This window comes from Streptomyces sp. NPDC055632 (genome assembly GCF_053618675.1).
The window spans coordinates 1-23,901 of sequence record NZ_JBSHHY010000046.1 but is presented as its reverse complement, the minus strand read 5'-3'; the positions used below and the strand labels follow the sequence as shown (position 1 = coordinate 23,901).

Below are 23,901 nucleotides of genomic sequence, written 5' to 3'. Positions count from 1 at the left end.
GTCGGCTTCCTCAGCTGGGATTCGGCAAGAAGTCTGGAAGGGCGGGGACGGGAGCGGGGGAGGAGCGCGGGGCGGCTCAGCCGGCGGCGGGCGCCGGCACCAGGAGCCGCTCGACCGCGTCGGCGGCCGCGGCCGGACCGCCCGCGGACTCGATCTCCCGCCGCAGCCACGCCACCCGCTCGGCGACCGACCCGTCGGCGGCCAGGGCGAGCACGGTCTCGCGGACCTTCTCCGGGGAGACGTCCTTGCGCAGGATCTTGGCGCCCACGCCCAGCTGCTCCACCCGGGTCGCGGTCGCGTGCAGCTCCGCCATCTGCGGCACCGAGACGACCGGGACGCCCTCGGAGACGGCCTGGAGCACGGTGCTCGTACCGCCGTGGTTGATCATCAGGGACGCGTGCTTGAGCACGGCGCCCTGCGGTACGAAGGAGTGCACCCGCACGTTCGGCGGCAGCTCGCCGAGACCGCCCTCCGCGACCCCGCCGGCGTGCGCGATCACCACGTCCCAGTCCAGGTCCGCGAAGGCGTCGACACAGGCGCGGAAGAACTCCGGCTGCTTGTTGTACAGGGTGCCCAGGCTGATCAGCGCGAGCGGACGGCCCGTGCCGGGCGCCTCCCAGTCGCCGTGGAAGCTGTTGTCGCTCGTGCACGGGCCGACGAAGGCGACCTCCTCGCCGAAGGTCTCGCCCGCGTACTGGAACGCGCGCGGCAGGTAGACCAGCGCGGGACCCGAGTGCACGTCCTCCGCGAACTCCCCGATGCTCTTCTCGACGCCGTGCTCCGCCAGCAGCCCGGCGACGATCCCGAACAGCTCCCCGGTCTCCGGGTCCTGCTGCTGTTCCTCCGCCGTGTCGACCGGCGGGTGCAGGGACCAGTGCTCGTTGGCCACGTACGTCGGCGTGCTGCGGATGACCGGCACGCCCCACTTCGCCGCCAGGATCGCGCCGCTCCAGAAGGAGGACGGGTCGCACACGAACACGTCCGGCCGGCCCCCGGCCTCGAAGTGCTCCTCGAACCGCGGAAGCGTCTGCCGGGTGAGCTCCAGCATCCACTTCATCATGTTCACGAACTCCTGCTGGTCCGTGTACTCGGCGGAGTCCTGCTGCGGCACCATCGTGGCCAGGAACCGGTCCTGGTCCATCGGATAGGGGACGAACTCCGCCCCCGTCGCGAGCACCCGCTCGCCGTAGTTCTCGGACAGGGCGTAGGTGACCCGGTGGCCGCGCGCGACGAGCTCCCGCGCGACGGACAGCGTCGGATTGACGTGACCGGCCGCGGGGAGGATGAAGAAGGCGATATGCGCCATCGGAGCAGCCTTTCGAGCAAAACGGATACGGCTTTTCGATGCAACGGGAAATTAAGGGCTCCCGCTTGCACGACGCAAGGGGCGACCTGACACAGTCGCACGCGGTTCTCCAGCCTGACCCGGCCCTGTCGCGCCCGGCTCGAACCGCTGTCGCACACCGCTCGCACACCGCTAAAACCCGGCTCGAATTTCCTGGCCGATTCGCGACGACTTGACACAATCAAAAAGCGCGCCGGTGGCAGCGGCGCGGTGCTGCTGTTCGGTGTCAGGGTCCGCGTACAGAGGAGATTCCGCCATGACCTGTCCTCATGCCGTCGCCGGATCCGTCCGGACGTATCCGTTCGGCGACCGAGTCGACCTCGCGCTCGACCCCGCCTACGCCGAGCTCCGGTCCGGCGAGCCCGTGGCACGGGTCCGCATGCCCTACGGCGGCGAGGCGTGGCTGCTCACGCGGCACGCGGACATCAAGAAGGCCTCGGCCGACCCCCGGCTCAGCATGCACGCGGGCGCCGACAAGGACGTCCCCCGCGCCGCCCCCCGCGGACTCGACTCCGTCGGCCTCATGGGCATGCCGCCCGAGGCCCACGCCCGGCTGCGCCGGCTCGTCTCCCGCGCCTTCACCGCCCGCCGCGTCGCCGCGATGCGCCCCCGCATCGCCGAGATCACCCACGCCCTCGTCGACGACCTGATCGCCGACGGCGGCCCCGCCGACCTCGTCGAGAAGCTGGCGCTGCCGCTGCCCACCGCGGTCATCTGCGAGATGCTCGGCATCCCCCACGCGGACCGGCACGTCTTCCGGACCTTCACCGAGGCCCTGATGTCCGCCAGCCGCTACACCGACGAACAGGTCGGCCAGGCGGCCGAGGAGTACGCCGACTACCTGCGCGGATACGTCGCCAAGCGGCGCGAGCGGCCCGAGGACGACCTGCTCAGCGCCCTCGTGGAGGCCCACGACGAGGGCGAGCACCTCACCGAGAACGAACTCCTCATGCTCACCGGCGGCATGCTCATCGGCGGCCACGAGACCACCGCCAGCCAGATCGCCGGCCACGTCCTGGTCCTCCTCCAGGACCGCGACCGCTACGAACTCCTCTGCGCCCGCCCCGACCTCGTGCCCGCCGCCGTGGAGGAGCTGCTGCGGGTCGTCCCGCTGTGGAACAGCGTCGGACCCACCCGCGTCGCCACCGAGGACGTCGAGATCGGCGGCGTGACCATCCGCGCCGGCGAGGCCGTCGTCTACTCCCTCGCCTCCGCCAACCACGACGAGACCGTCTTCGCGGACGCCGCCGGCGTCGTCCTCGACCGCGAGCCCAACCAGCACCTCGCCTTCGGCCAGGGCCCCCACTTCTGCCTCGGCGCCCCGCTGGCCCGCGCCGAACTCCAGTGCGCCCTGGAAGCCCTCACCACCCGCCTGCCCGGACTGCGCCTCGCCGTCCCCGCCGACGCACTCGCCTGGCACCCGGACATGCTCGTCCGCGGACTCGTGGAGCTCCCCGTCACCTGGTGACGCGGCTCCTTGTCCGACCGTCCCGGCCCCTTTTCCCGCCGGACCCGTCGAACCGCTCGTGGATTTTCCGCACCTCCTCTCTGGCCATGGAGAATTGATGACCCCCAAGAACGGTGAAAAGCTCGTGGGCGACAACGACATAGCCGTCGTGGGGATGGCGTGCCGACTTCCCGGAGCCGCCACGCCCGAGGAATTCTGGAACCTCCTCCGGAACGGAGAGAACAGCGTCTCCCGGCAGGAGGACGGCACCTGGCGGGCCGCCCTGGAGAACCACGGGGAATTCGACGCCGAATTCTTCGGCATGAGCCCCGCGCAGGCCGCCGCCACCGACCCGCAGCAGCGCCTCGTGCTCGAACTCGGCTGGGAGGCCCTGGAACACGCCGGGATCGTCCCCGCCCGGCTCTCCGGCACCCGCACCGCCGTCTACGTCGGCGTCGCCTCCGACGACTACGCGGCCCTCGCCCACGGCGCCGGCGCCACCGGCGGCTACAGCGCGGCCGGCCTGCACCGGGCCATGACCGCCAACCGGCTCTCGTACCACCTCGGACTGCGCGGCCCCAGCATGGCCGTCGACACCGCCCAGTCCTCCTCGCTCGTCGCCGTCCACCTCGCCTGCGAGGGGCTGCGCCGCGGCGAGAGCGACCTCGCCGTGGTCGCCGGCGTCAACCTCGTCCTGTCCGACCACAGCACCACCACCATGGAGCTGATGGGCGCCCTCTCCCCGGACGGGCGCTGCCACACCTTCGACGCCCGCGCCAACGGCTACGTACGCGGAGAGGGCGGCGTCTGCGTCGTCCTCAAGCCGCTGCGACGGGCCCTCGCCGACGGCGACCGCGTCCACTGCGTCGTCAAGGGCGGCGCCGTCAACAACGACGGCGGCGGCCCCAGCCTGACCACCCCGCACCAGGACGCCCAGGAGGCCGTCCTCCGCGAGGCGTACGAACGCGCCGGCGTCCGCCCCGAGGACGTCCGCTACGTCGAACTCCACGGCACCGGCACCCGCGCCGGCGACCCCGTCGAGGCCGCCGCCCTCGGCGCCGTCCTCGGCGCCGCCCGCACCCCCGGCGCCCCGCTCGCCGTCGGCTCCGCCAAGACCAACGTCGGCCACCTCGAAGGCGCCGCCGGCATCGTCGGCCTCCTCAAGGCCGCGCTCGCCGTCCGCGAGGGCGAACTCCCGCCCAGCCTCAACTACGCCGCTCCGAACCCCGACATCCCGCTCGACGAACTGAACCTCACCGTCCAGACCGAGCTGCTGCCCTGGCCGGTGGAGGCAGAGGGGCCGGGGGAGGCCGGTGGCACCCGGGCGCCGCGCCGGGCCGGCGTGTCCTCCTTCGGCATGGGCGGCACCAACGCCCACCTGGTCCTGGAGCAGGCCCCGGCCCCGCGCCCGGCCGAACCCGCCACCCGCACCCTGCCCGTCCTCCCCCTCGTCGTCACCGGCCGCACCGCGGAGGGCCTGCGCGACCAGGCCGCCCAGCTCAGCGCCCGCGTCGAACACGGCCCGGAGCTCGACCTCCTGGACGTCGCCTGGACCCAGGCCGCCGCCCGCACCGTCTTCGGCCACCGCGCCGTGGTCCTGGCCGGCGACCGCGAGGAACTCCTCACCCGCCTGGAACGCTCCGCCGTCCACGGGGTCGCGGGCGAGACGGGGCGCCGGGTGCTGGTGTTCCCGGGGCAGGGGACGCAGTGGGTGGGGATGGGTGCGGGGTTGTTGGAGACCTCGCCGGTGTTCGCCGCGCGTCTGCGGGAGTGCGCCGACGCGCTGGCGCCGTTCGTGGACTTCGACGCGGTCGAGGTCGTACGGGAGGGGCGTTCGCTGGACCGGGTGGACGTGGTGCAGCCGGTGACGTGGGCGGTGATGGTCTCGCTCGCTGAGTTGTGGCGTTCCCTCGGGGTCGTACCGGACGCGGTGGTGGGCCACTCGCAGGGCGAGATTGCCGCGGCTGCGGTCTCGGGGGCGTTGTCACTTGAGGACGCGGCCCGCGTGGTTGCTCTGCGGGCCGGGGTGATCGGCCGCGAGCTGGCGGGCCTGGGCGGTATGGCGTCGATCCCGTTGCCGCGCGTACGGGTGGAGGAACGCCTTGCTTCCAGCGAATGGGCCGGCCGTCTGAGCGTGGCCGCCGTCAACGGGCCGTCCAGCACGGTGGTGGCCGGTGACGCCGACGCGATCGTGGAGATCGTCGCCGCTTACCAGGCCGAAGACGTCCGGGCCCGTCAGGTGCCGGTCGACTACGCCTCGCACTCCGCCCATGTCGAGCGGATCGAGGCCGAACTGCTCGATGTCCTGGGCCCGATCCAGCCGCGCCGCTCGGAGATCCCCTTCTACTCCACCGTGACCGGTGAGCTGGCCGACACCACGACCCTCGACGCCTCCTACTGGTACCGCAACCTGCGCCGGACCGTCCGTTTCGAGGACACCGTCCGCAACCTCCTCGACCGGGGCTTCGGAACCTTCGTGGAGTCCAGCGCCCACCCCGTCCTCGGCATCGGCATCCACGAGACCGCAGAGACCGTGGGCCTCGACGTGCTCACCAGCGGCTCGCTGCGCCGCAAGGAAGGCGGTCTTGAGCGGTTCCTCACCTCGGTCGCCGAGCTGTTCGTCCGGGGCGTCGACATCGAGTGGTCGGTCCTCTTCGAGGGCACGGGCGCCCGTACGGTCGACCTGCCCACGTACGCCTTCCAGCGCACCCGCCACTGGCTCGCCGAGGACGGCGCGGGGGAACAGGAACCGGCGGCCGATGCCGACGAGACCCTGCTCAGCCGTGAGCTGCGCGGCCGCTCCGAGGCCGAACAGCTCGACTACGTGTTGGAGCTGGTGCGCGTCCACGCCGCCGCCGTGCGCGGCCGGGCCACCGGCGACTCGATCGCCCCCGAGAAGACCTTCAAGCAGCAGGGCTTCGAGTCCGTCAACGGCATCGAGCTGCGCAATCGGCTGCGGGCCGCGACCGGCCTCCGCCTGCCCACCACCCTGATCTACGACTGCCCGACCCCGCTGGCCGTCGCCCGGCTGATCCGCGACGCCGCCGTCGAGGCCGCCGCCACGGTTCCGGCCCCGGCTCCGGTTCCGGCCCGTCGCGAGCAGCCGGTCCCCGGTCGGAACGACGAGGACGCCGTCGCGATCGTGGGGATGGCGTGCCGTTTCCCGGGTGGGGTGGGTTCGCCGGAGGGGTTGTGGGAGTTGGTGGCGTCGGGGGCGGACGCGGTGTCGCCGTTCCCGGGGGACCGTGGCTGGGACGTGGAGTCGCTGTTCGACCCGGAGCCGGGTGTTCCGGGGCGTTCGTACGTGCGTGAGGGCGGTTTCCTCCACGGTGCGGGCGAGTTCGACGCGGGGTTCTTCGGCATTTCGCCGCGTGAGGCGGTGGCGATGGACCCGCAGCAGCGGTTGCTGCTCGAAACGTCGTGGGAGGCGCTGGAGCGGGCCGGGGTTCCGGCCGACTCGCTCAAGGGCTCCCGCACCGGCGTCTTCGTCGGCGCCATGACCCAGGAGTACGGTCCGCGCCTCTACGAGAACGCCCAGGGGTACGAGGGCTACCTGCTCACCGGCAACACGGCCAGCGTCATGTCCGGCCGCATCTCCTACGCGCTGGGCCTTGAGGGTCCGGCGGTCACGGTCGACACGGCCTGCTCCTCCTCCCTCGTCGCCCTCCACCTCGCCGCCCAGTCGCTGCGCTCCGGCGAGTGCGACCTCGCCCTGGCCGGCGGCGCCTCGGTGATGGCGAGTCCGGGCATGTTCGTGGAGTTCTCGCAGCAGCGGGGGCTCGCGTCGGACGGCCGGTGCAAGGCGTTCGCGGAGGGTGCGGACGGCACGGGCTGGGCCGAGGGCGTGGGCGTGCTGCTGGTGGAGCGGTTGTCGGACGCGGTGGCCAAGGGGCATCGCGTACTGGCGGTGGTGCGCGGTTCGGCGGTGAACCAGGACGGTGCGAGCAACGGTCTGACGGCGCCGAACGGCCCTTCGCAGCAGCGGGTGATCCGGGCCGCGCTGGAATCGGCGGGTCTGGGTGTGGCGGACGTGGACGCGGTCGAGGCGCACGGCACGGGCACGAAGCTGGGTGATCCGATCGAGGCGCAGGCGCTGCTGGCGACCTACGGCCGGCGTCCGGCGGAGCAGCCGTTGTGGCTGGGGTCGCTGAAGTCGAACATCGGGCACGCGCAGGCCGCCGCCGGTGTCGGCGGGGTCATCAAGATGGTGATGGCCATGCAGGAGGGCGTCCTGCCCAGGACCCTGCACGTCGATGCCCCGTCCTCCCAGGTCGACTGGGAGACGGGCGCGGTCGAGCTCTTGACCGAGTCGCGTGCGTGGCCCGAGACCGGGCGCCCGCGCCGCGCGGGCGTCTCCTCCTTCGGCGTCAGCGGCACCAACGCCCACGTGATCATCGAAGAGCCGCCCGTACAGGAGGTGACGGAGGAGCCCGCGACCCGCGAACTTCCTCTCGTCCCCCTGGTCCTCAGCGCCAAGTCGGAGGCCGGCCTGCGGGCCCAGGGCGACCGGCTGGCCTCCTTCCTCAACGGCGAGGACGCACCGCGTCTGCTGGACGCCGGGTACTCCCTCGTGACCTCGCGCTCGGTGCTTGAGCACCGGCGGGTGACGTTGGGCGAGGCCGTGTTCGAGGGTGTGGCGGGTTCGACGGGGCGCCGGGTGCTGGTGTTCCCGGGGCAGGGGACCCAGTGGGTCGGCATGGGTGCCGGTCTGCTGGAGACCTCGCCCGTGTTCGCCGCGCGTCTGCGGGAGTGCGCGGATGCGCTGGCGCCGTTCGTGGACTTCGACGCGGTCGAGGTGGTGCGGACCGGGGCTTCTCTCGACCGTGTCGATGTGGTGCAGCCGGTGACCTGGGCCGTCATGGTCTCGCTCGCCGAACTGTGGCGCTCCCTCGGGGTCGTACCGGACGCGGTGGTGGGCCACTCCCAGGGCGAGATCGCCGCCGCCGCCGTCTCGGGAGCCCTGTCGCTTGAGGACGCGGCCCGCGTGGTTGCTCTGCGTGCTGGGGTGATCGGCCGCGAGCTGGCGGGCCTGGGCGGCATGGCCTCCATCCCCCTGCCGCGCGTCCAGGTGGAGGAACGCCTTGCTTCCGGCGCATGGGCCGGTCGTCTGAGTGTCGCGGCCGTCAACGGTCCGTCCAGCACCGTCGTCGCCGGTGACGCCGACGCGATCGTGGAGATCGTGGCCGCCTACCAGGCCGAGGACGTCCGGGCCCGTCAGGTGCCGGTCGACTACGCCTCCCACTCCGCCCATGTCGAGCGGATCGAGGCCGAACTCCTCGATGTCCTGGGCCCGATCCAGCCCCGCCGCTCGGAGATCCCCTTCTACTCCACGGTGACCGGGGAACTGGCCGACACCACGACGCTCGACGCCTCCTACTGGTACCGCAACCTCCGCCGGACCGTCCGCTTCGAGGACACCGTCCGCCTCCTCCTCGACCGGGGCTTCGGCACCTTCGTGGAGTCCAGCGCCCATCCGGTGCTGATCATGGGCATCCAGGAGACCGCCGAGGGCAAGGACCTCCTGGTCGGTGGTTCGCTGCGGCGCAAGGAGGGCGGCGCGGAGCGGTTCCTGACCTCCGCCGCCGAACTGTTCGTCCGCGGGATCGACGTCGACTGGGCCGCCCTCTTCGAGGGCACCGGGGCCCGGACCGTCGACCTGCCCACGTACGCCTTCCAGCACGAGCACTACTGGCACGAGCCGGTCGCTCCGGCCGTCGCCGTCGCCGCCGACCCCGCCGGTACGGACTCCTGGCGCTACCGCACCACCTGGAAGGGCCTGGGGGCGTCCGGCGCCTCCGTGCTCGACGGCCGGTGGCTCCTCGTCCTCCCGGAGGGCGCGGACGCGTTCGCCGACGCGGCCGAGGCCGCGCTCGTCCGGCACGGCGCCCGCACCGAGCGCCTGACCCTCGACGCGCACACCGCCACCCGCGAGGACCTGGCCGGCCGGCTGGACGCGTACCGGACCGAGGGCGAGGCCCTCGACGGAGTGCTGTCCCTCCTCCCGCTGGCGGGCGGCACCGAGGCGGTCCTCGCCTCCCTCGCGCTCGTGCAGGCCGCCGTCGACACCGACCTCGCCCCGGCCGTGCTCTGGTCCCTGACCCGGCAGGCCGTGGCCGTCACCCCCGGCGAGCTGCCCGAGGACTCCGGCGCCCAGGTGTGGGCCTTCGCCCGGGTCGCCGCGCTCGAACTCCCCGCCCTCTGGGGCGGGGTCGTCGACCTGCCCGCGCAGCCCGACGCCCGCGCCTTCGACCGGATGGCCGCCGTCCTGGCCCGGGGCGGACGCCCCGGCGCCGAGGACCAGGTCGCCGTCCGCGCCTCCGGCTCCTACGGCCGCCGGGTGACCCGCGCGGGCCGGGCCGCCGGGACGCCCGAGGACGCCCGCTGGACGGCCCGCGGCACCGTCCTGGTGACCGGCGGCACCGGCGCCCTCGGCGCCCACGTCGCCCGCTGGGCGGTCCGCCGGGGCGCGACGCACCTGGTGCTCGCCGGCCGGCGCGGCCCGGACGCGCCCGGGGCCGCCGCACTGGCCGGGGAACTGCGCGCCCTGGGCGCCGAGGTCACCCTCGCCGCCTGCGACGTCTCCGACCGCGACGCGCTCGCCGCCCTGCTCGACGCCCACCCGCCCACCGCCGTCTTCCACACCGCCGGCGTGCTCGACGACGGGGTGATCGGCTCCGTCACCGCCGAGGCCTTCCACCGCGTCCGGGCCCCGAAGGCCGACGCCGCGCACCACCTGCACGAACTCACCCGCGAACGGGGCCTGGAACTGGACGCCTTCGTCCTCTTCTCCTCCGTCACCGGCACCTGGGGCAACGGCGGCCAGGCCGCCTACGCCGCCGCCAACGCCTCCCTCGACGCCCTCGCCGAGCGGCGCCGCGCCGAGGGCCTGCCCGCCACCTCCGTGGCCTGGGGCCTGTGGGGCGGCGGCGGCATGGCCGAGGGCGCGGGCGAGGAGAGCCTGAGCCGCCGGGGCATCAAGGCCATGGACCCCGACGAGGGCGTCGAGGCCCTCCACCGGGCCCTCGACCTCGGCGACACCTGCGTCACCGTCCTGGACGTCGACTGGGCCGACTTCGCCCCGCGCACCGCCGCGCTGCGCCCCGGACCCGTCTTCGACACCGTGCCGGAGGCGCGGCGCGCGCTGGAGGAGGAGCGGCGGCAGGCCCTCGCCGGAACCGGCGCGGGCCCCGCCGACGGACTCGCCCGGCGGCTCGCCGGACTCACCGGGACCGAGCGGACCCGGACGCTGGTCGAGCTCGTGCGCGGCGAGGCCGCGGCCGTGCTGCGGCACCCGAGCACCGACGCCGTCCGCGCCGACCGGGCGTTCAAGGACGCCGGCTTCGACTCCCTCACCGCGCTGGAACTGCGCAACCGCCTCGCCGCCGCCACCGGCCTGCGGCTGCCCGCCACCGTCGTCTTCGACCGCCCCAACCCGGGCGCCCTCGCCGGATACCTGCTCGGCAGGCTCCTCGGCGACGCCCCCGCCACGGTCTCCGCACCCCTCCCCGTCGCCGCCCGCGCGGCCGCCGACGCCGAGGACCCGGTCGTCATCGTGGGCATGGCCTGCCGCTTCCCCGGCGAGGCCGACACCCCCGAGGCCCTGTGGGACCTGGTCATGGCCGAGCGCGACGTCATCGGCGCCGCGCCCGCCGACCGGGGCTGGAACCTCGACGAGGTCTACGACCCCGACCCGGAGGCGGGCCGCCGCGGCACCACGTACGTCCGCGAGGGCGGGTTCCTCCACGAGGCGGCCGAGTTCGACGCCGAGTTCTTCGGGATCTCGCCGCGCGAGGCCCTGGTGATGGACCCGCAGCAGCGGCTCCTCCTCGAAACCTCCTGGGAGGCCCTGGAGCGCGCCGGCATCGACCCGCTGTCCCTGCGCGGCACCCGTACCGGCGTGTACGCGGGCCTCACCCACCAGGAGTACGCCTCCCGGCTGCACGAGGCCTCCGAGGAGCACGAGGGCTACCTGCTCACCGGCAAGTCCGCGAGCGTGGTCTCCGGCCGCATCTCGTACGTGCTCGGCCTCGAAGGCCCCTCCGTCTCCGTGGACACGGCCTGCTCCTCCTCCCTGGTCACCCTGCACATGGCCGCGCAGGCCGTCCGCGCGGGGGAGTGCGACCTCGCCCTCGCCGGCGGCGTCACCGTCATGGCCGCCCCCGGCCTGTTCGTGGAGTTCTCCCGGCAGCGCGGCCTCGCCGCCGACGGGCGCAGCAAGGCCTTCGCCGACGCCGCCGACGGCACGAGCTGGGCCGAGGGCGCCGGAATGGTCGCCGTCGAGCGGCTGTCGGACGCCGTCCGCAAGGGCCACCCGGTGCTCGCCGTCATCCGCGGCGACGCCGTCAACCAGGACGGCGCCAGCAACGGCCTCACCGCCCCCAACGGCCCCTCCCAGGAGCGGGTGATCCTCCAGGCCCTGGCCAACGCCGGTCTCGGCACCGCCGACGTGGACGTGGTCGAGGCCCACGGCACGGGTACGAAGCTGGGTGACCCCATCGAGGCGCAGGCGCTGCTGGCCACCTACGGGCAGCGTCCGGCGGACCAGCCGCTGTGGCTCGGCTCCCTGAAGTCCAACGTCGGCCACCCGCAGGCCGCCGCCGGTGTCGGCGGGGTCATCAAGATGGTGATGGCGCTCCGCGAGGGCGTGCTGCCCAGGACCCTGCACGTGGACGCCCCGTCCTCGCAGGTCGACTGGGAGGCCGGCGCGGTCGAGCTGCTGACCGAGACCCGCCCGTGGCCCGAGACCGGGCGCCCGCGCCGCGCGGGCGTCTCCGCCTTCGGCGTGAGCGGCACCAACGCCCACGTCATCCTCGAAGAGCCGCCCGTACGGGAGGCGGCGGAGGAGCCGGCGACCCGCGAACTCCCGGTGATCCCGCTGGTGGTGTCCGCCAAGTCGCAGTCCGCGCTCAAGGACCAGACCGAGCGCCTGCGGACCCGCCTGGAGACGGCGGACGCGCCGCACCCGCTGGACGTCGGGTACTCCCTCGTGACCTCGCGCTCGGTGTTCGAGCACCGGCGGGTGACGTTGGGCGAGGCCGTGTTCGAGGGTGTGGCGGGTTCGACGGGGCGTCGGGTGCTGGTGTTCCCGGGGCAGGGGACGCAGTGGGTCGGGATGGGTGCCGGTCTGCTGGAGACCTCGCCGGTATTCGCGGCCCGTCTGCGCGAGTGCGCCGACGCGCTGGCGCCGTTCGTGGACTTCGACGCGGTCGAGGTCGTACGGGAAGGCCACTCGCTGGACCGGGTGGACGTGGTGCAGCCGGTGACCTGGGCGGTGATGGTCTCGCTGGCCGAGCTGTGGCGTTCCCTCGGGGTCGTACCGGATGCGGTGGTGGGCCACTCCCAGGGCGAGATCGCCGCCGCCGCCGTCTCGGGCGCCCTGTCGCTTGGGGACGCGGCTCGTGTCGTGGCGCTGCGGGCCGGGGTGATCGGCCGCGAGCTCGCCGGTCTCGGCGGCATGGCCTCCATACCCCTGCCGCGCGTCCAGGTGGAGGAACGCCTTGCTTCTGGCGAATGGGCCGGTCGTCTGAGCGTTGCCGCTGTCAACGGCCCCTCCAGCACCGTGGTGGCCGGTGACGCCGACGCGATCGTGGAGATCGTGGCCGCGTACCAGGCGGAGGACGTCCGGGCCCGTCAGGTGCCGGTCGACTACGCCTCGCACTCCGCGCACGTGGAGCGGATCGAGGCCGAACTGCTCGATGTCCTGGGCCCGATCCAGCCCCGCCGCTCGGAGATCCCCTTCTACTCCACCGTCGAAGGCGGGCTCCTCACCGACACCGCCGCCCTCGGCGCCTCGTACTGGTACCGCAACCTGCGCCGGACCGTCCGCTTCGAGGACACCGTCCGCAACCTCCTCGACGACGGTTTCGGGACCTTCGTCGAGTCCAGCGCCCATCCGGTGCTGATCATGGGCATTCAGGAGACCGCCGACGCCGTCGGGCTCGACGTGCTCGCCGGTGGTTCGCTGCGCCGCAAGGAAGGCGGCGCGGAGCGGTTCCTGACCTCCGCCGCCGAGTTGTTCGTCCGCGGGATCGACGTCGACTGGGCCGTTCTCTTCGAGGGCACGGGAGCCCGGACCGTCGACCTGCCCACGTACGCCTTCCAGCGCACCCGCCACTGGGCGCCGACCTCGCCCGCCGGGGTCGGTGACGCCGCCGCCGCCCGGTTCGGCATGGTGTGGGAGACCCATCCGCTGCTCGGCGGCGCGCTGCCGGTCGCCTCGACCGGCGAGACGGTGTTCGCCGGCCGGATCTCGCTCGCCGACCACCCGTGGATCGCCGACCACGCCGTACGCGGCCGGACCCTGCTGCCCGGCACGGCCTTCGTCGAACTCGCCCTGCACGCCGCCGCCGCGACCGGCTGCGCCACCGTGGAGGAGCTGTCCCTGGAGGCCCCGCTCGTCCTCGACGGACGCCGCGCCGCGCAGGTCCAGGTGCGCGTGGAGGCCGCCGACGGGCAGGGCCGCAGGCGGCTGACCGTCCACTCCCGCCCCGAGGACGCCGCCGGTGGCGAGGAGGTCGCGTGGACCCGGCACGGCGAGAGCGTCGTCGCTCCCGCCGCAGCCCCCGCGGCCGCCGCGGACTGGGCCGCCGCCTGGCCGCCCGCCGGTGCCGAGCGCGTCGAGCCCGCCGACGTCTACGGGCAGTTCTCCGACCTCGGTTACGAGTACGGCGAGGTCTTCGCCGGCATCGAGGCGCTGTGGCGCGCCGACGGCGAGGTGTTCGCCGAGGTGCGGCTGCCCGCCCGGGCCCGGGCCGACGCGGCCGGCTACGGCGTGCACCCCGCGCTGTTCGACGCGGCCCTGCAGCCCTGGCTGGCCGGCGGGCTGCTCGACGTGCCGGACGGCTCCGTGCTGCTGCCGTTCGCGTGGAAGGGCGTCACCCTGCACGCGGCGGGCGCGGACGCGCTGCGCGTGCGGATCACCCCGGCCGGGGAGGGCGCGGTGCGCCTGGAGGCCGCCGATCCCACCGCGGCTCCCGTCCTCACCCTGGACGCCCTCGTGATGCGGCCCCTGGCGCAGGACCGCCTGGACGCGCTGCTCGGCGCCGCCGCCGACAACGGGCTGCCTCTGCACCGCGTGGCCTGGCAGCGGCCCGCCGGACGGCCCGGGGCCGCGCCGCCGGTCCGCCTGGCCGTGCTCGGCACCGACGGTTCCGGCCTCGTCGGAGCCGGAGTCGGTGGTGAGTCCGAGGTGTACGCGGACGTGGCGGCACTGCGCGCCGCCGTCGACGCGGGCGCCGCGCCGCCGGACGCCGTGGTCGCGCCGTTCCCGGCCGGTCCGGGGGCCGCGCCCGAGGACGTGCGCGTCCTCACCGCCCGGGCCCTGGCCCTCGTACAGGACTGGCTCGGTCAGGACGGGCCCCTCGCGGAGGTGCCCCTGACCGTGCTGACCGGGCGGGCCCTCGCCGCCGTCCCGGACGACACCGTGGACGGCCTCGCGGCCGCCGGGCTCTGGGGACTCCTGCGCTCCGCCCGGACCGAGCACCCGGGCCGGTTCGTGCTCGTCGACACCGACGGCACGCCCGCCTCGGCGGACGCGCTGGCCCCGGCCCTCGCCACCGCCCTCGCCACCGGCGAACCGCAGCTCGCCCTGCGGGCCGGGGAGGTCCTCGTCCCGGCCCTCGCCCGTACGGAGACCGCCGGGACCACCGGCATCGGCGCCGCGTTCGACCCCGAGGGGACCGTCCTGGTCACCGGGGCGACCGGCACCCTCGGCCGGCTGCTCGTCCGTCACCTCGTCACCGCCCACGGCGCCCGCAGGCTTCTCCTCGTCAGCCGCAGCGGCCGGGACGCGTCCGGGGCCGCCGAACTGGAAGCGGAACTGACCGCGCTCGGCGCCCGCGTCGGGATCGGCGCCTGCGACACGTCCGACCGCTCCGCGGTCGCGGCCCTGCTCGCCGGCATCGACCCGGCGCACCCGCTGACCGCCGTGATCCACGCGGCCGGCGTGCTCGACGACGGGGCGCTCACCGCCCTCGACGCCGAGCGGCTGAACACCGTGCTGCGGCCCAAGGCCGACGCCGCCCTGCACCTGCACGAGCTGACGCGCGGCCTGCCGCTGTCCGCCTTCGTGCTGTTCTCCGGCGCCGCCGGCCTCCTCGGCCGCCCCGGCCAGGCCAACTACGCCGCCGCCAACACCTTCCTGGACGCCCTGGCGCAGCACCGCCGCGCCGCCGGGCTGCCCGCCGTCTCCCTGGCCTGGGGCCTGTGGGGCGAGGCCAGCGGGATGACCGGGCACCTCTCCGAGACCGATCTGCGCCGCATGCGGCGCTCCGGCATCGCGCCCCTGACCAACGCCCAGGGGCTCGCCCTCTTCGACCGGGCCCTCACGGGCGAACCGGGCGGCGACGCCCTGCTCGTACCGCTGCGCCTGGACATCCAGGCCCTGCGCCGCGAGCGGGCCGCGCACGGCCCCGAGGCCGTCCCCGCCCTGCTGCGCGCCCTGGTCCCGGCCTCCGCCGCCCCACGGGCCGCGGCCGCCGCACCGGCCGCCGCGTCGGCCGGCGGCACCGCCGACGGCTCCGGCTCCGGTGAGAGCGCCGTCCAGGCGCTGGCCCGGCGCCTGGCCCCGCTCGACGCCGCCGCCCGGGCCCGGGAGCTGCTGGCCCTGGTACGGGCCGAAGTGGCCGCCGTCCTCGGCTTCGCCGGGCCCGAGGCGGTCGAACCGGCCCGCGCCTTCCGCGAGATCGGCTTCGACTCCCTGACCGCGGTCGAACTCCGCAACCGGCTCAACGCCGTGACCGGACTGCGCCTGGCCGCCTCCGTCGTCTTCGACCACCCCACCGCCCAGGCCGTCGCCGAGCACGTCGGCGAGGAGCTGGACACCGCCTCGGGCGGCGGCCGGGAGGCGGGCGAGGCAGCCCTCGCGGGCCTGGAGGCCCTGGAGGCCGCCGTGACCGGGCTCGCCGAGGACGACATCCGCCGCGAGGTCGTCCACCGGCGGCTGGCCGCCCTGGTCACCGCCCTGGGCGGACCCCCGGCCGGCACGACGGCCACCCCCGAGCCGGCGCTCGAACTCGCCGACGACGACGAACTTTTCGCTTTCATCGAGGAGCAGCTGTGACGGGAAGCGCCGCCAAGGACACGAGCGCCGCCAAGGCCATGGGCGCCGGGAGCACGGGCACCGGAGGCACGGGCACCGGAGGCACGGGCACCGGAGGCACGGGCACCGGAAGCACGGGCGCCGGAAGCACGGGCGCCGAAGCCGCCGGGAACAACGACAGGATCCGCGACTACCTCAAGCGCGTCACCGCGGAGCTCGTCGCCACCCGCACCCGGCTGCGCACCGCCGAAGAGGCCGTCGAGGCCGCCCGGGAGCCGATCGCCATCGTCGCGATGAGCTGCCGGCTCCCCGGCGGCGCCGACAGCCCCGAGGCGCTCTGGAGGCTCCTGGAGTCCGGCACCGACGCCGTCTCCGCGCTGCCCGAGGACCGGGGCTGGGACCTGGAGGCGCTCTACGACCCGGACCCGGACGCGCACGGCACCAGCTACGCCCGCGAAGGCGGGTTCCTCCACGACTGCGCGGACTTCGACCCGGAGTTCTTCGGGATCTCGCCGCGCGAGGCCCTCGCCATGGACCCGCAGCAGCGGCTCCTCCTCGAAACCTCCTGGGAGGCCCTGGAGCGGGCGGGACTCGGCCTCGACGCCGTGCGCGACAGCCGTACGGGCGTGTACGCGGGCGTGATGTACGACGACTACGGCGCCCGCGTCCCGCACGTCCCCGGCGGCCGGATCCCCGAGGGCCTGGAGGGCTACCTCGTCAACGGCAGCGCCGGCAGCGTCGCCTCCGGCCGGATCTCGTACGCCTTCGGCCTGCGCGGCCCCGCCGTCACCGTCGACACCGCCTGCTCCTCCTCGCTCGTCGCCGTCCACCTGGCCGCGCAGGCCCTGCGCGCCGGGGAGTGCGACCTCGCGCTCGCGGGCGGCGCGACCGTCCTGTCCACGCCGACGATGTTCATCGACTTCTCCCGGCAGCGCGGGCTCGCCGCGGACGGACGCTGCAAGGCGTTCGCCGACGGCGCCGACGGCACCGGCTTCGGCGAGGGCGCCGGGATGCTGCTGCTCCAGCGGCTCTCCGACGCCCGCCGCGAGGGCCGTACGGTCCTGGCCGTCCTCCGGGGCTCCGCCGTCAACCAGGACGGCACCGGGGCGGGCCTCACTGCCCCCAACGGCCCCGCCCAGCAGCGGGTCATCCGGGCCGCCCTCGCCAACGCCCGGCTCACCGCCGACCAGGTCGACGCCGTCGAGGCGCACGGCACCGGCACCCGCCTCGGCGACCCCATCGAGGCACAGGCCCTGCTCGCCACCTACGGCCAGGGCCGGTCGGCCTCGTCGCCGCTGCTGCTCGGCTCCCTCAAGTCGAACATCGGGCACGCGCAGGCCGCGGCGGGCGTCGCGGGCGTCATCAAGACCGTCCTCGCCCTGCGGCACGGCGCCCTGCCCCGCACCCTCCACGCCGACGTGCCGTCCACGCGGATCGACTGGTCGGCGGGCGCGGTCTCCCTGCTCACCGAGCACACCCTGTGGCCCGAGCGGCCGGGCGAGCCACGCCGGGCGGGCGTCTCCGCGTTCGGCGCCAGCGGCACCAACGCGCACGTCATCCTGGAGGAGGACCGGGTTCCGGCCGAACCCGCCGCGACCGATCCCGCCCCGGCCGGGTCCGCCCCGACCAAGTCCGCCGCGACCGATCCCGCCCCGGCCCAGTCCGCGCCGGCCGATCCCACTCCGGCGGGGTCCGCCCCGACCGAACCCACCCCCGCCGGGTCCGCCCCGGCGGTCCACCCGGCCCCCGGCACCCACGCCTGGGCCCTCTCCGCGCGCGACGAGACCGCCCTGCGCGCCCAGGCCCGGCGGCTCGCCGACCACCTCACCACTGCCACCGCCGACCTCACGGGAAACCCGACCGGCCCGACCGGATCGACCGGCCCGACCGGCCCGACGACCGACCCGGCCGCCGTCGCCTCCGTCCTCGCCCACCACCGCACCGCGTTCCCCCAGCGGGCCGTGGTGCTCGGGGCCGACGCCGGGGAGCTGCTGCGCGGGGTCGAGGCCGTGGCCGCCGGGACGGGCGCCGACCCGGCCCGCGTGGTCACCGGACGCGCCGCCGCCGGCCGCCGCACCGCCTTCCTCTTCACTGGCCAGGGCAGCCAGCGCCCCGGCACGGGCCGCGAGCTGTACGCGTCCCAGCCGGTGTTCGCCCGCGCCCTCGACGAGATCTGCGCCGCCTTCGCACCGCACCTGGGGCGCCCGCTGCGCGAGGTGATGTTCGCCGGGCCCGGCTCGCCCGACGCCGCGCTGCTCGATCGCACCGAGTACACCCAGCCCGCGCTGTTCGCCCTGGAGGCCGCCCTCCACGCCCTCGTCACCTCCCGGGGCCCGCACCCGGACGTCGTGGCCGGGCACTCCGTCGGCGAGATCACCGCCGCCCACGTCGCGGGCGTGTTCGACCTCGCCGACGCGGCCCGTCTGGTCGCCGCCCGGGGCCGCCTCATGGGCGCGCTGCCCGGGGGCGGCGCCATGGGCGCCATAGCCGCGAGCGCGGAGGAGGTCGCGCCCCAGCTCGCCGGCCGCGAGGCCGAGATCGACCTCGCCGCCGTCAACGGTCCCGCCGCCGTCGTCGTCGCCGGGGACGGCGGCGCCGTCCGCGAACTGGTCGAGTTCTGGAAGAGCCGCGGTCGTGCCGCGAAGCTCCTGAAGGTCAGTCACGCCTTCCACTCGCCGCACATGGACGGCATGTTGACACAGTTCGAAACGATCGCTCGCGGTCTCGAATACCGGCTGCCGAAGATTCCTGTCATGTCGAACCTGACCGGAGAGCTCGCCGCGGGCGACGCGCTGGGCGCGGACCACTGGGTCCGCCACGCGCGCCGGCCCGTGCGGTTCCTCGACGGTCTGCGCGCCCTGCGCGCCGAAGGCGTCGACACCTTCCTCGAACTCGGCCCGGACGCCGTGCTCACCGCGATGACCCGCACCGTCCTCGACGCCGAAGCCGACACCGACATCAACATCGACAACGGCGCCGACGCCGACGGGCCGGAGCGGCGCCGGACGGGCCCGGCCCCCGTCACCTTCTCCGTACTGCGCCGGGGCCGCCCCGAGAACACCGCCTTCGCACAGGCCGTGGCCACCGCCCACGTGCACGGCCTGCCCGTGTCCCTCGCCCCCGCGCCGCACCCCGGGACCGGCACCGAACTGGCCGCCGAGCTGCCCACGTACGCCTTCCGGCGCAGCCGTTACTGGCTCGACGCCCCCGCCCCGCAGGCCCCGCTGGCCGCCGCCGGGCTCTCCCCGGCCGGGCACCCCCTGCTCGCCGCCGCCGTCGTGCTCCCCGACGCCCGGGGCACCGTCTGGACGGCCGCCCTGTCCACCCGCACCCACCCGTGGACCGCCGAGCACACCCTCGCGGGCCGCCCGGTGCTCCCCGGCACCGCCCTCCTCGAACTCGCCCTGACCGCCGCCGGCGAGGACGGCGTCGCGGAACTCGCCTTCGAACACCCGCTCGTCCTGCCCGAGGACGCGCCCGTCCGGCTGCGCCTGTGGCAGGGCCCGGCCGCCACCGACGGCACCCGGCCCGTCGCCGTCCACTCCGCCCCGGCCGGCCCCCGGGCCGACGACCCCGCCGACGAGGGCTGGACCCTGCACGCCACCGGCCACACCGGCGGACCCGTCGAAGCACCCGACCTCACGGGCCTGACCGGCACCTGGCCGCCCGAGGGCGCCGAACCCGTCGCGCTCGACGGGGAGTACGAGCGGTTCGCCGAGGCCGGCATCGGCTACGGCCCCGCCTTCCGGGGCCTGCGCGCCGCCTGGCGGCTCGGCGGGGACGTCTACGCGTACGCCGCCCTGCCCGAGCCCGAGGCCGCCGAGGCCCCCGCGTACGGGATCCACCCCGCCCTCCTCGACGCCGCCCTGCACGCCGTCACCGCCACCCGCGAGGACGCCCACGGGCTCGTCCCCTTCGCCTGGACCGGCGCCGCCCTGCACGCCACGGGCGCCGACGCCCTGCGGATCCGGATCTCCCCGGCCGGCCCCGACGCCGTCGCGGTCACCGCCGCCGACCCCGGGGGCCGGGCCGTCTTCGCCGCCCGCTCCCTCGCCGTGCGCCGGATCTCCGCCGACCGCGTCGCCGCCACCGCCGCCCCCGGCACCACCCCGCTGCTGCGGCCCGTCTGGAACCCCCTCCCGGCCGCCCCCGACACCGCCGCCGGGACGGCCGCCGTCCAGGACACCGACTGGTACCTCCTGGGCGACCACGACCCGGCCGTGGCCGAGGCCCTGACCGCCGCAGGCGCCCGCGTACTGCACCGCGCCGACCCGACGGACCCGGACGGCGTGCGCGCCGGGGACGGCACAGCCGTCCAGGCGCTCGCCGACCTGCGCGGAGCGGAGGACCCGTACGAGGCCGGGGCCCGCGCCCTCGGACTCGTCAAGGCCTGGCTCGCCGCCCCGCACCTCGCCGGGGCCCGCCTCACCCTGCTCACCCACGGCGCCGTCGACTGCGCCGGCCCCGTCACCGACCCGGCGGCCGCCACCGCCTGGGGCCTGGTCCGCTCCGCGCGGACCGAGCACCCCGGCCGCTTCGCCCTCGTCGACCTCGACACCGCCCCGGCCTCCTACGCCGCCCTGCCCGCCGCCCTCACCCGCGACGACGCGCCCGGACAGCTCGCCCTGCGCGACGGCGTCCCGCACGCCCCGGCCGCCGTCCGCGCCGCACCCGCCCCCGCCACCACCACCGGCCCCCTCCTCGACCCCGAGGGCACCGTCCTCGTCACCGGCGGCACCGGCGGCCTCGGCTCCGCCGTCGCCCGCCACCTGGTCCACCGGCACGGCGCGCGGCGGCTGCTCCTCACCAGCCGGCGCGGCCCGGACGCCCCCGAGGCGGCCCGCCTCACCGCCGAACTCGCCGGGGCGGGCGCCACCGTCCGCGTCGCCGCCTGCGACGCCGCCGACCGCGCGGCCCTCGGCGCGCTCCTCGCCGACCTGCCCGCCGCCCATCCCCTCACCGCCGTGTTCCACACCGCGGGCGTACTCGACGACGGCCTGGTCGCCGACCAGAGCGCCGACCGCCTCGCCGCCGTCCTGCGGCCCAAGGCCGACGCCGTCCGGGTCCTGCACGACCTCACCCGCGACCACGCCCTCGACGCGTTCGTGCTCTTCTCCTCCGCCGCCGGATTCCTCGGCAGCGCCGGACAGGCCACCTACGCCGCCGCCAACGCCCACCTGGACGCCTTCGCCTCCTGGCGGCGCGCCCAGGGCCTGCCCGCCCTCTCCCTCGCCTGGGGACCCTGGGCCGGCGAGGGCATGGCCGGCGCGCTCACCGGGGCCGACGCCGCCCGGCTGCGCCGCGGCGGACTCGTCCCCCTCCCGCACCCCGAGGCCCTCGCCCTCCTCGACGCGGCGCTCGCCCGCGAGGAACCGGTCCTGCTGCCCCTGCGCGTCGACCCCGCCGCCGCCCGCGACGCCGGCAGCGCACTGCCCGAGGTCCTGCGCGGCCTCGCCGGACCCGCCGCCCGCCGCCCGGCCGCGCGCACCGCGCGACCGGCCGCCGGGAGCACGGACGCCGAGCGGCCCGCCGGGTTCGCCGACCGGGTCGCGGACCTGCCCCGGGCCGAACGCGCCGCGCTCCTCCTCGATCTCGTACGCACCGAGGTCGCGGCCGTGCTCGGCCACGCCGGACCGGCCGAGATCGCTCCGGGCCGCAGCTTCAAGGAAGCCGGCTTCGACTCGCTCACCGCCGTGGAGCTGCGCAACCGGCTCACGGAGGCCACCGGGCTGCGGCTGACCGCGACCCTGGTCTTCGACCACCCGACGCCGCTGGCCCTCGCCGAACACCTCGACGGGGAACTGCCGGGCGCCGAGGCCTCCGTACTCGCCCTGCTGGACCGGCTCACCGAGGCCGCGAACCGGGCCGGCCACGGCCTGCCCGGCCTCGGCGAAGAGGCCCGGCGGGCCGTCGCCGACCGCCTCGGAGCACTGCTGGCCGACCTCGGCACCGCCGCCGCGGACCCGGCCGGGCCCACCCCGGATCCGGACGCCCCGGACACCGGCGACGTCACCGAACTACTCCATTCCGCCTCCGACGACGAGCTGTTCCAGCTGTTCGACAGTGGCTTCCGCACCGCCTGAAGTCCCGGCACCGACACCTCCAGGGGAGAGCTGTGTCCGCTAACGACACCCACAACGACGCCACCGGCAACGAGGGCAGGCTCCGCGACTACCTGCGCCGTGCCATGACCGAGCTGCACGAGACCCGAGAAAAGCTGCGCGCGGTCGAGGAGCGCGGCAGCGAGCCCATCGCGATCGTGGGGATGGCGTGCCGTTTCCCGGGTGGGGTGGGTTCGCCGGAGGGGTTGTGGGAGTTGGTGGCGTCGGGGGCGGACGCGGTGTCGCCGTTCCCGGGGGACCGTGGCTGGGACGTGGAGTCCCTGTTCGACCCGGAGCCGGGCGTCCCCGGACGCTCGTACGTGCGTGAGGGCGGTTTCCTCCACGGTGCGGGTGAGTTCGACGCGGGGTTCTTCGGCATCTCGCCGCGTGAGGCGGTGGCGATGGACCCGCAGCAGCGGTTGCTGCTCGAAACGTCGTGGGAGGCGCTGGAGCGGGCCGGGGTTCCGGCCGACTCGTTGAAGGGCTCCCGCACCGGCGTCTTCGTCGGATCGATGTACCACGACTACGGCACCGACCGGGCCGCCACCGACGAGGACGCGGGCGGCTACGGCGGCACCGGCACCTCCGGCAGCGTCGTCTCCGGCCGCATCTCCTACGCGCTGGGTCTGGAGGGTCCGGCGGTCACGGTCGACACGGCCTGCTCCTCCTCGCTGGTCGCCCTCCACCTCGCCGCCCAGTCGCTGCGCTCCGGCGAGTGCGACCTCGCCCTCGCGGGCGGCGTCACCGTCATGGCCACGCCCGGCACCTTCGTGGAGTTCTCGCAGCAGCGGGGGCTCGCGTCGGACGGCCGGTGCAAGGCGTTCGCGGAGGGTGCGGACGGCACGGGCTGGGCCGAGGGCGTGGGCGTGCTGCTGGTGGAGCGGTTGTCGGACGCGGTGGCCAAGGGGCACCGCGTACTGGCGGTGGTGCGCGGTTCGGCGGTGAACCAGGACGGTGCGAGCAACGGTCTGACGGCGCCGAACGGTCCCTCGCAGCAGCGGGTGATCCGGGCCGCGCTGGAGTCCGCCGGTCTGGGTGTGGCGGACGTGGACGCGGTCGAGGCCCACGGCACGGGCACGAAGCTGGGTGACCCGATCGAGGCGCAGGCGCTGCTGGCGACCTACGGCCGGCGTCCGGCGGAGCAGCCGTTGTGGCTGGGTTCGCTGAAGTCCAACATCGGACACGCACAGGCCGCCGCCGGTGTCGGCGGGGTCATCAAGATGGTGATGGCCATGCAGGAGGGCGTCCTGCCCAAGACCCTGCACGTGGACGCCCCGTCCTCGCAGGTCGACTGGGAGACGGGCGCGGTCTCCCTGCTCACCGAGTCGCGTGCGTGGCCGGAGACCGGGCGCCCGCGCCGCGCGGGCGTCTCCTCCTTCGGCGTGAGCGGCACCAACGCCCACGTCATCCTGGAGCAGGCTCCCGTACGGGAAGAGGCCGAGGAGCCCGCGACCCGCGAACTCCCCGTCGTCCCCGTGGTGGTGTCCGCGAAGTCGGCAACCGCCCTGGAAGCACAGTCCGCCCGGCTGCGGGCCCGCACGGAGGCCGACCCGGGGCTCCGCCCGCTCGACGTGGCCCTCAGCCTCGCCACCGGCCGCTCGCACCTGGACCACCGCTCCGTCTCCCTCGGCGACCTGAGGATCGAGGGCACGGCCGGGGACCACGGCCGCCGGGTGCTGGTGTTCCCGGGGCAGGGGACGCAGTGGGTGGGGATGGGTGCGGGGTTGTTGGAGACCTCGCCGGTATTCGCGGCCCGTCTGCGCGAGTGCGCCGACGCGCTGGCGTCGTTCGTGGACTTCGACGCGGTCGAGGTCCTACGGACCGGGGCTTCTCTCGACCGTGTCGATGTGGTGCAGCCGGTGACCTGGGCGGTCATGGTCTCGCTCGCCGAGCTGTGGCGCTCGCTCGGGGTCGTACCGGACGCGGTGGTGGGTCACTCGCAGGGCGAGATCGCCGCCGCCGCCGTCTC

General features: G+C 75.4%; 5 protein-coding genes. 4 read left to right on the top strand and 1 reads right to left on the bottom strand.

Annotated features, from left to right (window positions below):
* Positions 1-76: 76 nt before the first annotated feature.
* A complete protein-coding gene (locus tag ACWGSR_RS33875) occupies positions 77-1,306 on the bottom strand; it encodes a macrolide family glycosyltransferase (protein ID WP_376244459.1) in 1,230 nt (409 codons plus the stop codon).
* A gap of 295 nt (positions 1,307-1,601) precedes the next feature.
* On the opposite strand from ACWGSR_RS33875, the gene ACWGSR_RS33870 reads away from it, so the two are divergent.
* The 4 genes from ACWGSR_RS33870 to ACWGSR_RS33855 form a co-directional block, all read left to right on the top strand.
* Entirely contained in the window at positions 1,602-2,813 is a 1,212-nt protein-coding gene (locus tag ACWGSR_RS33870) for a cytochrome P450 (protein ID WP_453572517.1), read from the top strand.
* A 97-nt stretch (positions 2,814-2,910) separates the two neighbouring features.
* Positions 2,911-15,852 carry an SDR family NAD(P)-dependent oxidoreductase gene (locus ACWGSR_RS33865; RefSeq protein WP_453572514.1) on the top strand — a complete coding sequence of 4,314 codons (12,942 nt, stop codon included), beginning with the start codon at positions 2,911-2,913 and terminating at the stop codon, positions 15,850-15,852.
* A complete protein-coding gene (locus ACWGSR_RS33860) occupies positions 15,849-21,914 on the top strand; it encodes an SDR family NAD(P)-dependent oxidoreductase (RefSeq protein WP_453572512.1) in 6,066 nt (2,021 codons plus the stop codon). The genes ACWGSR_RS33865 and ACWGSR_RS33860 overlap by 4 nt, the downstream gene beginning before the upstream one ends.
* A gap of 32 nt (positions 21,915-21,946) precedes the next feature.
* Positions 21,947-23,901, top strand: a 1,955-nt coding sequence (locus tag ACWGSR_RS33855) for a type I polyketide synthase (protein WP_453572509.1), incomplete at its 3' end; no start/stop codon positions are given.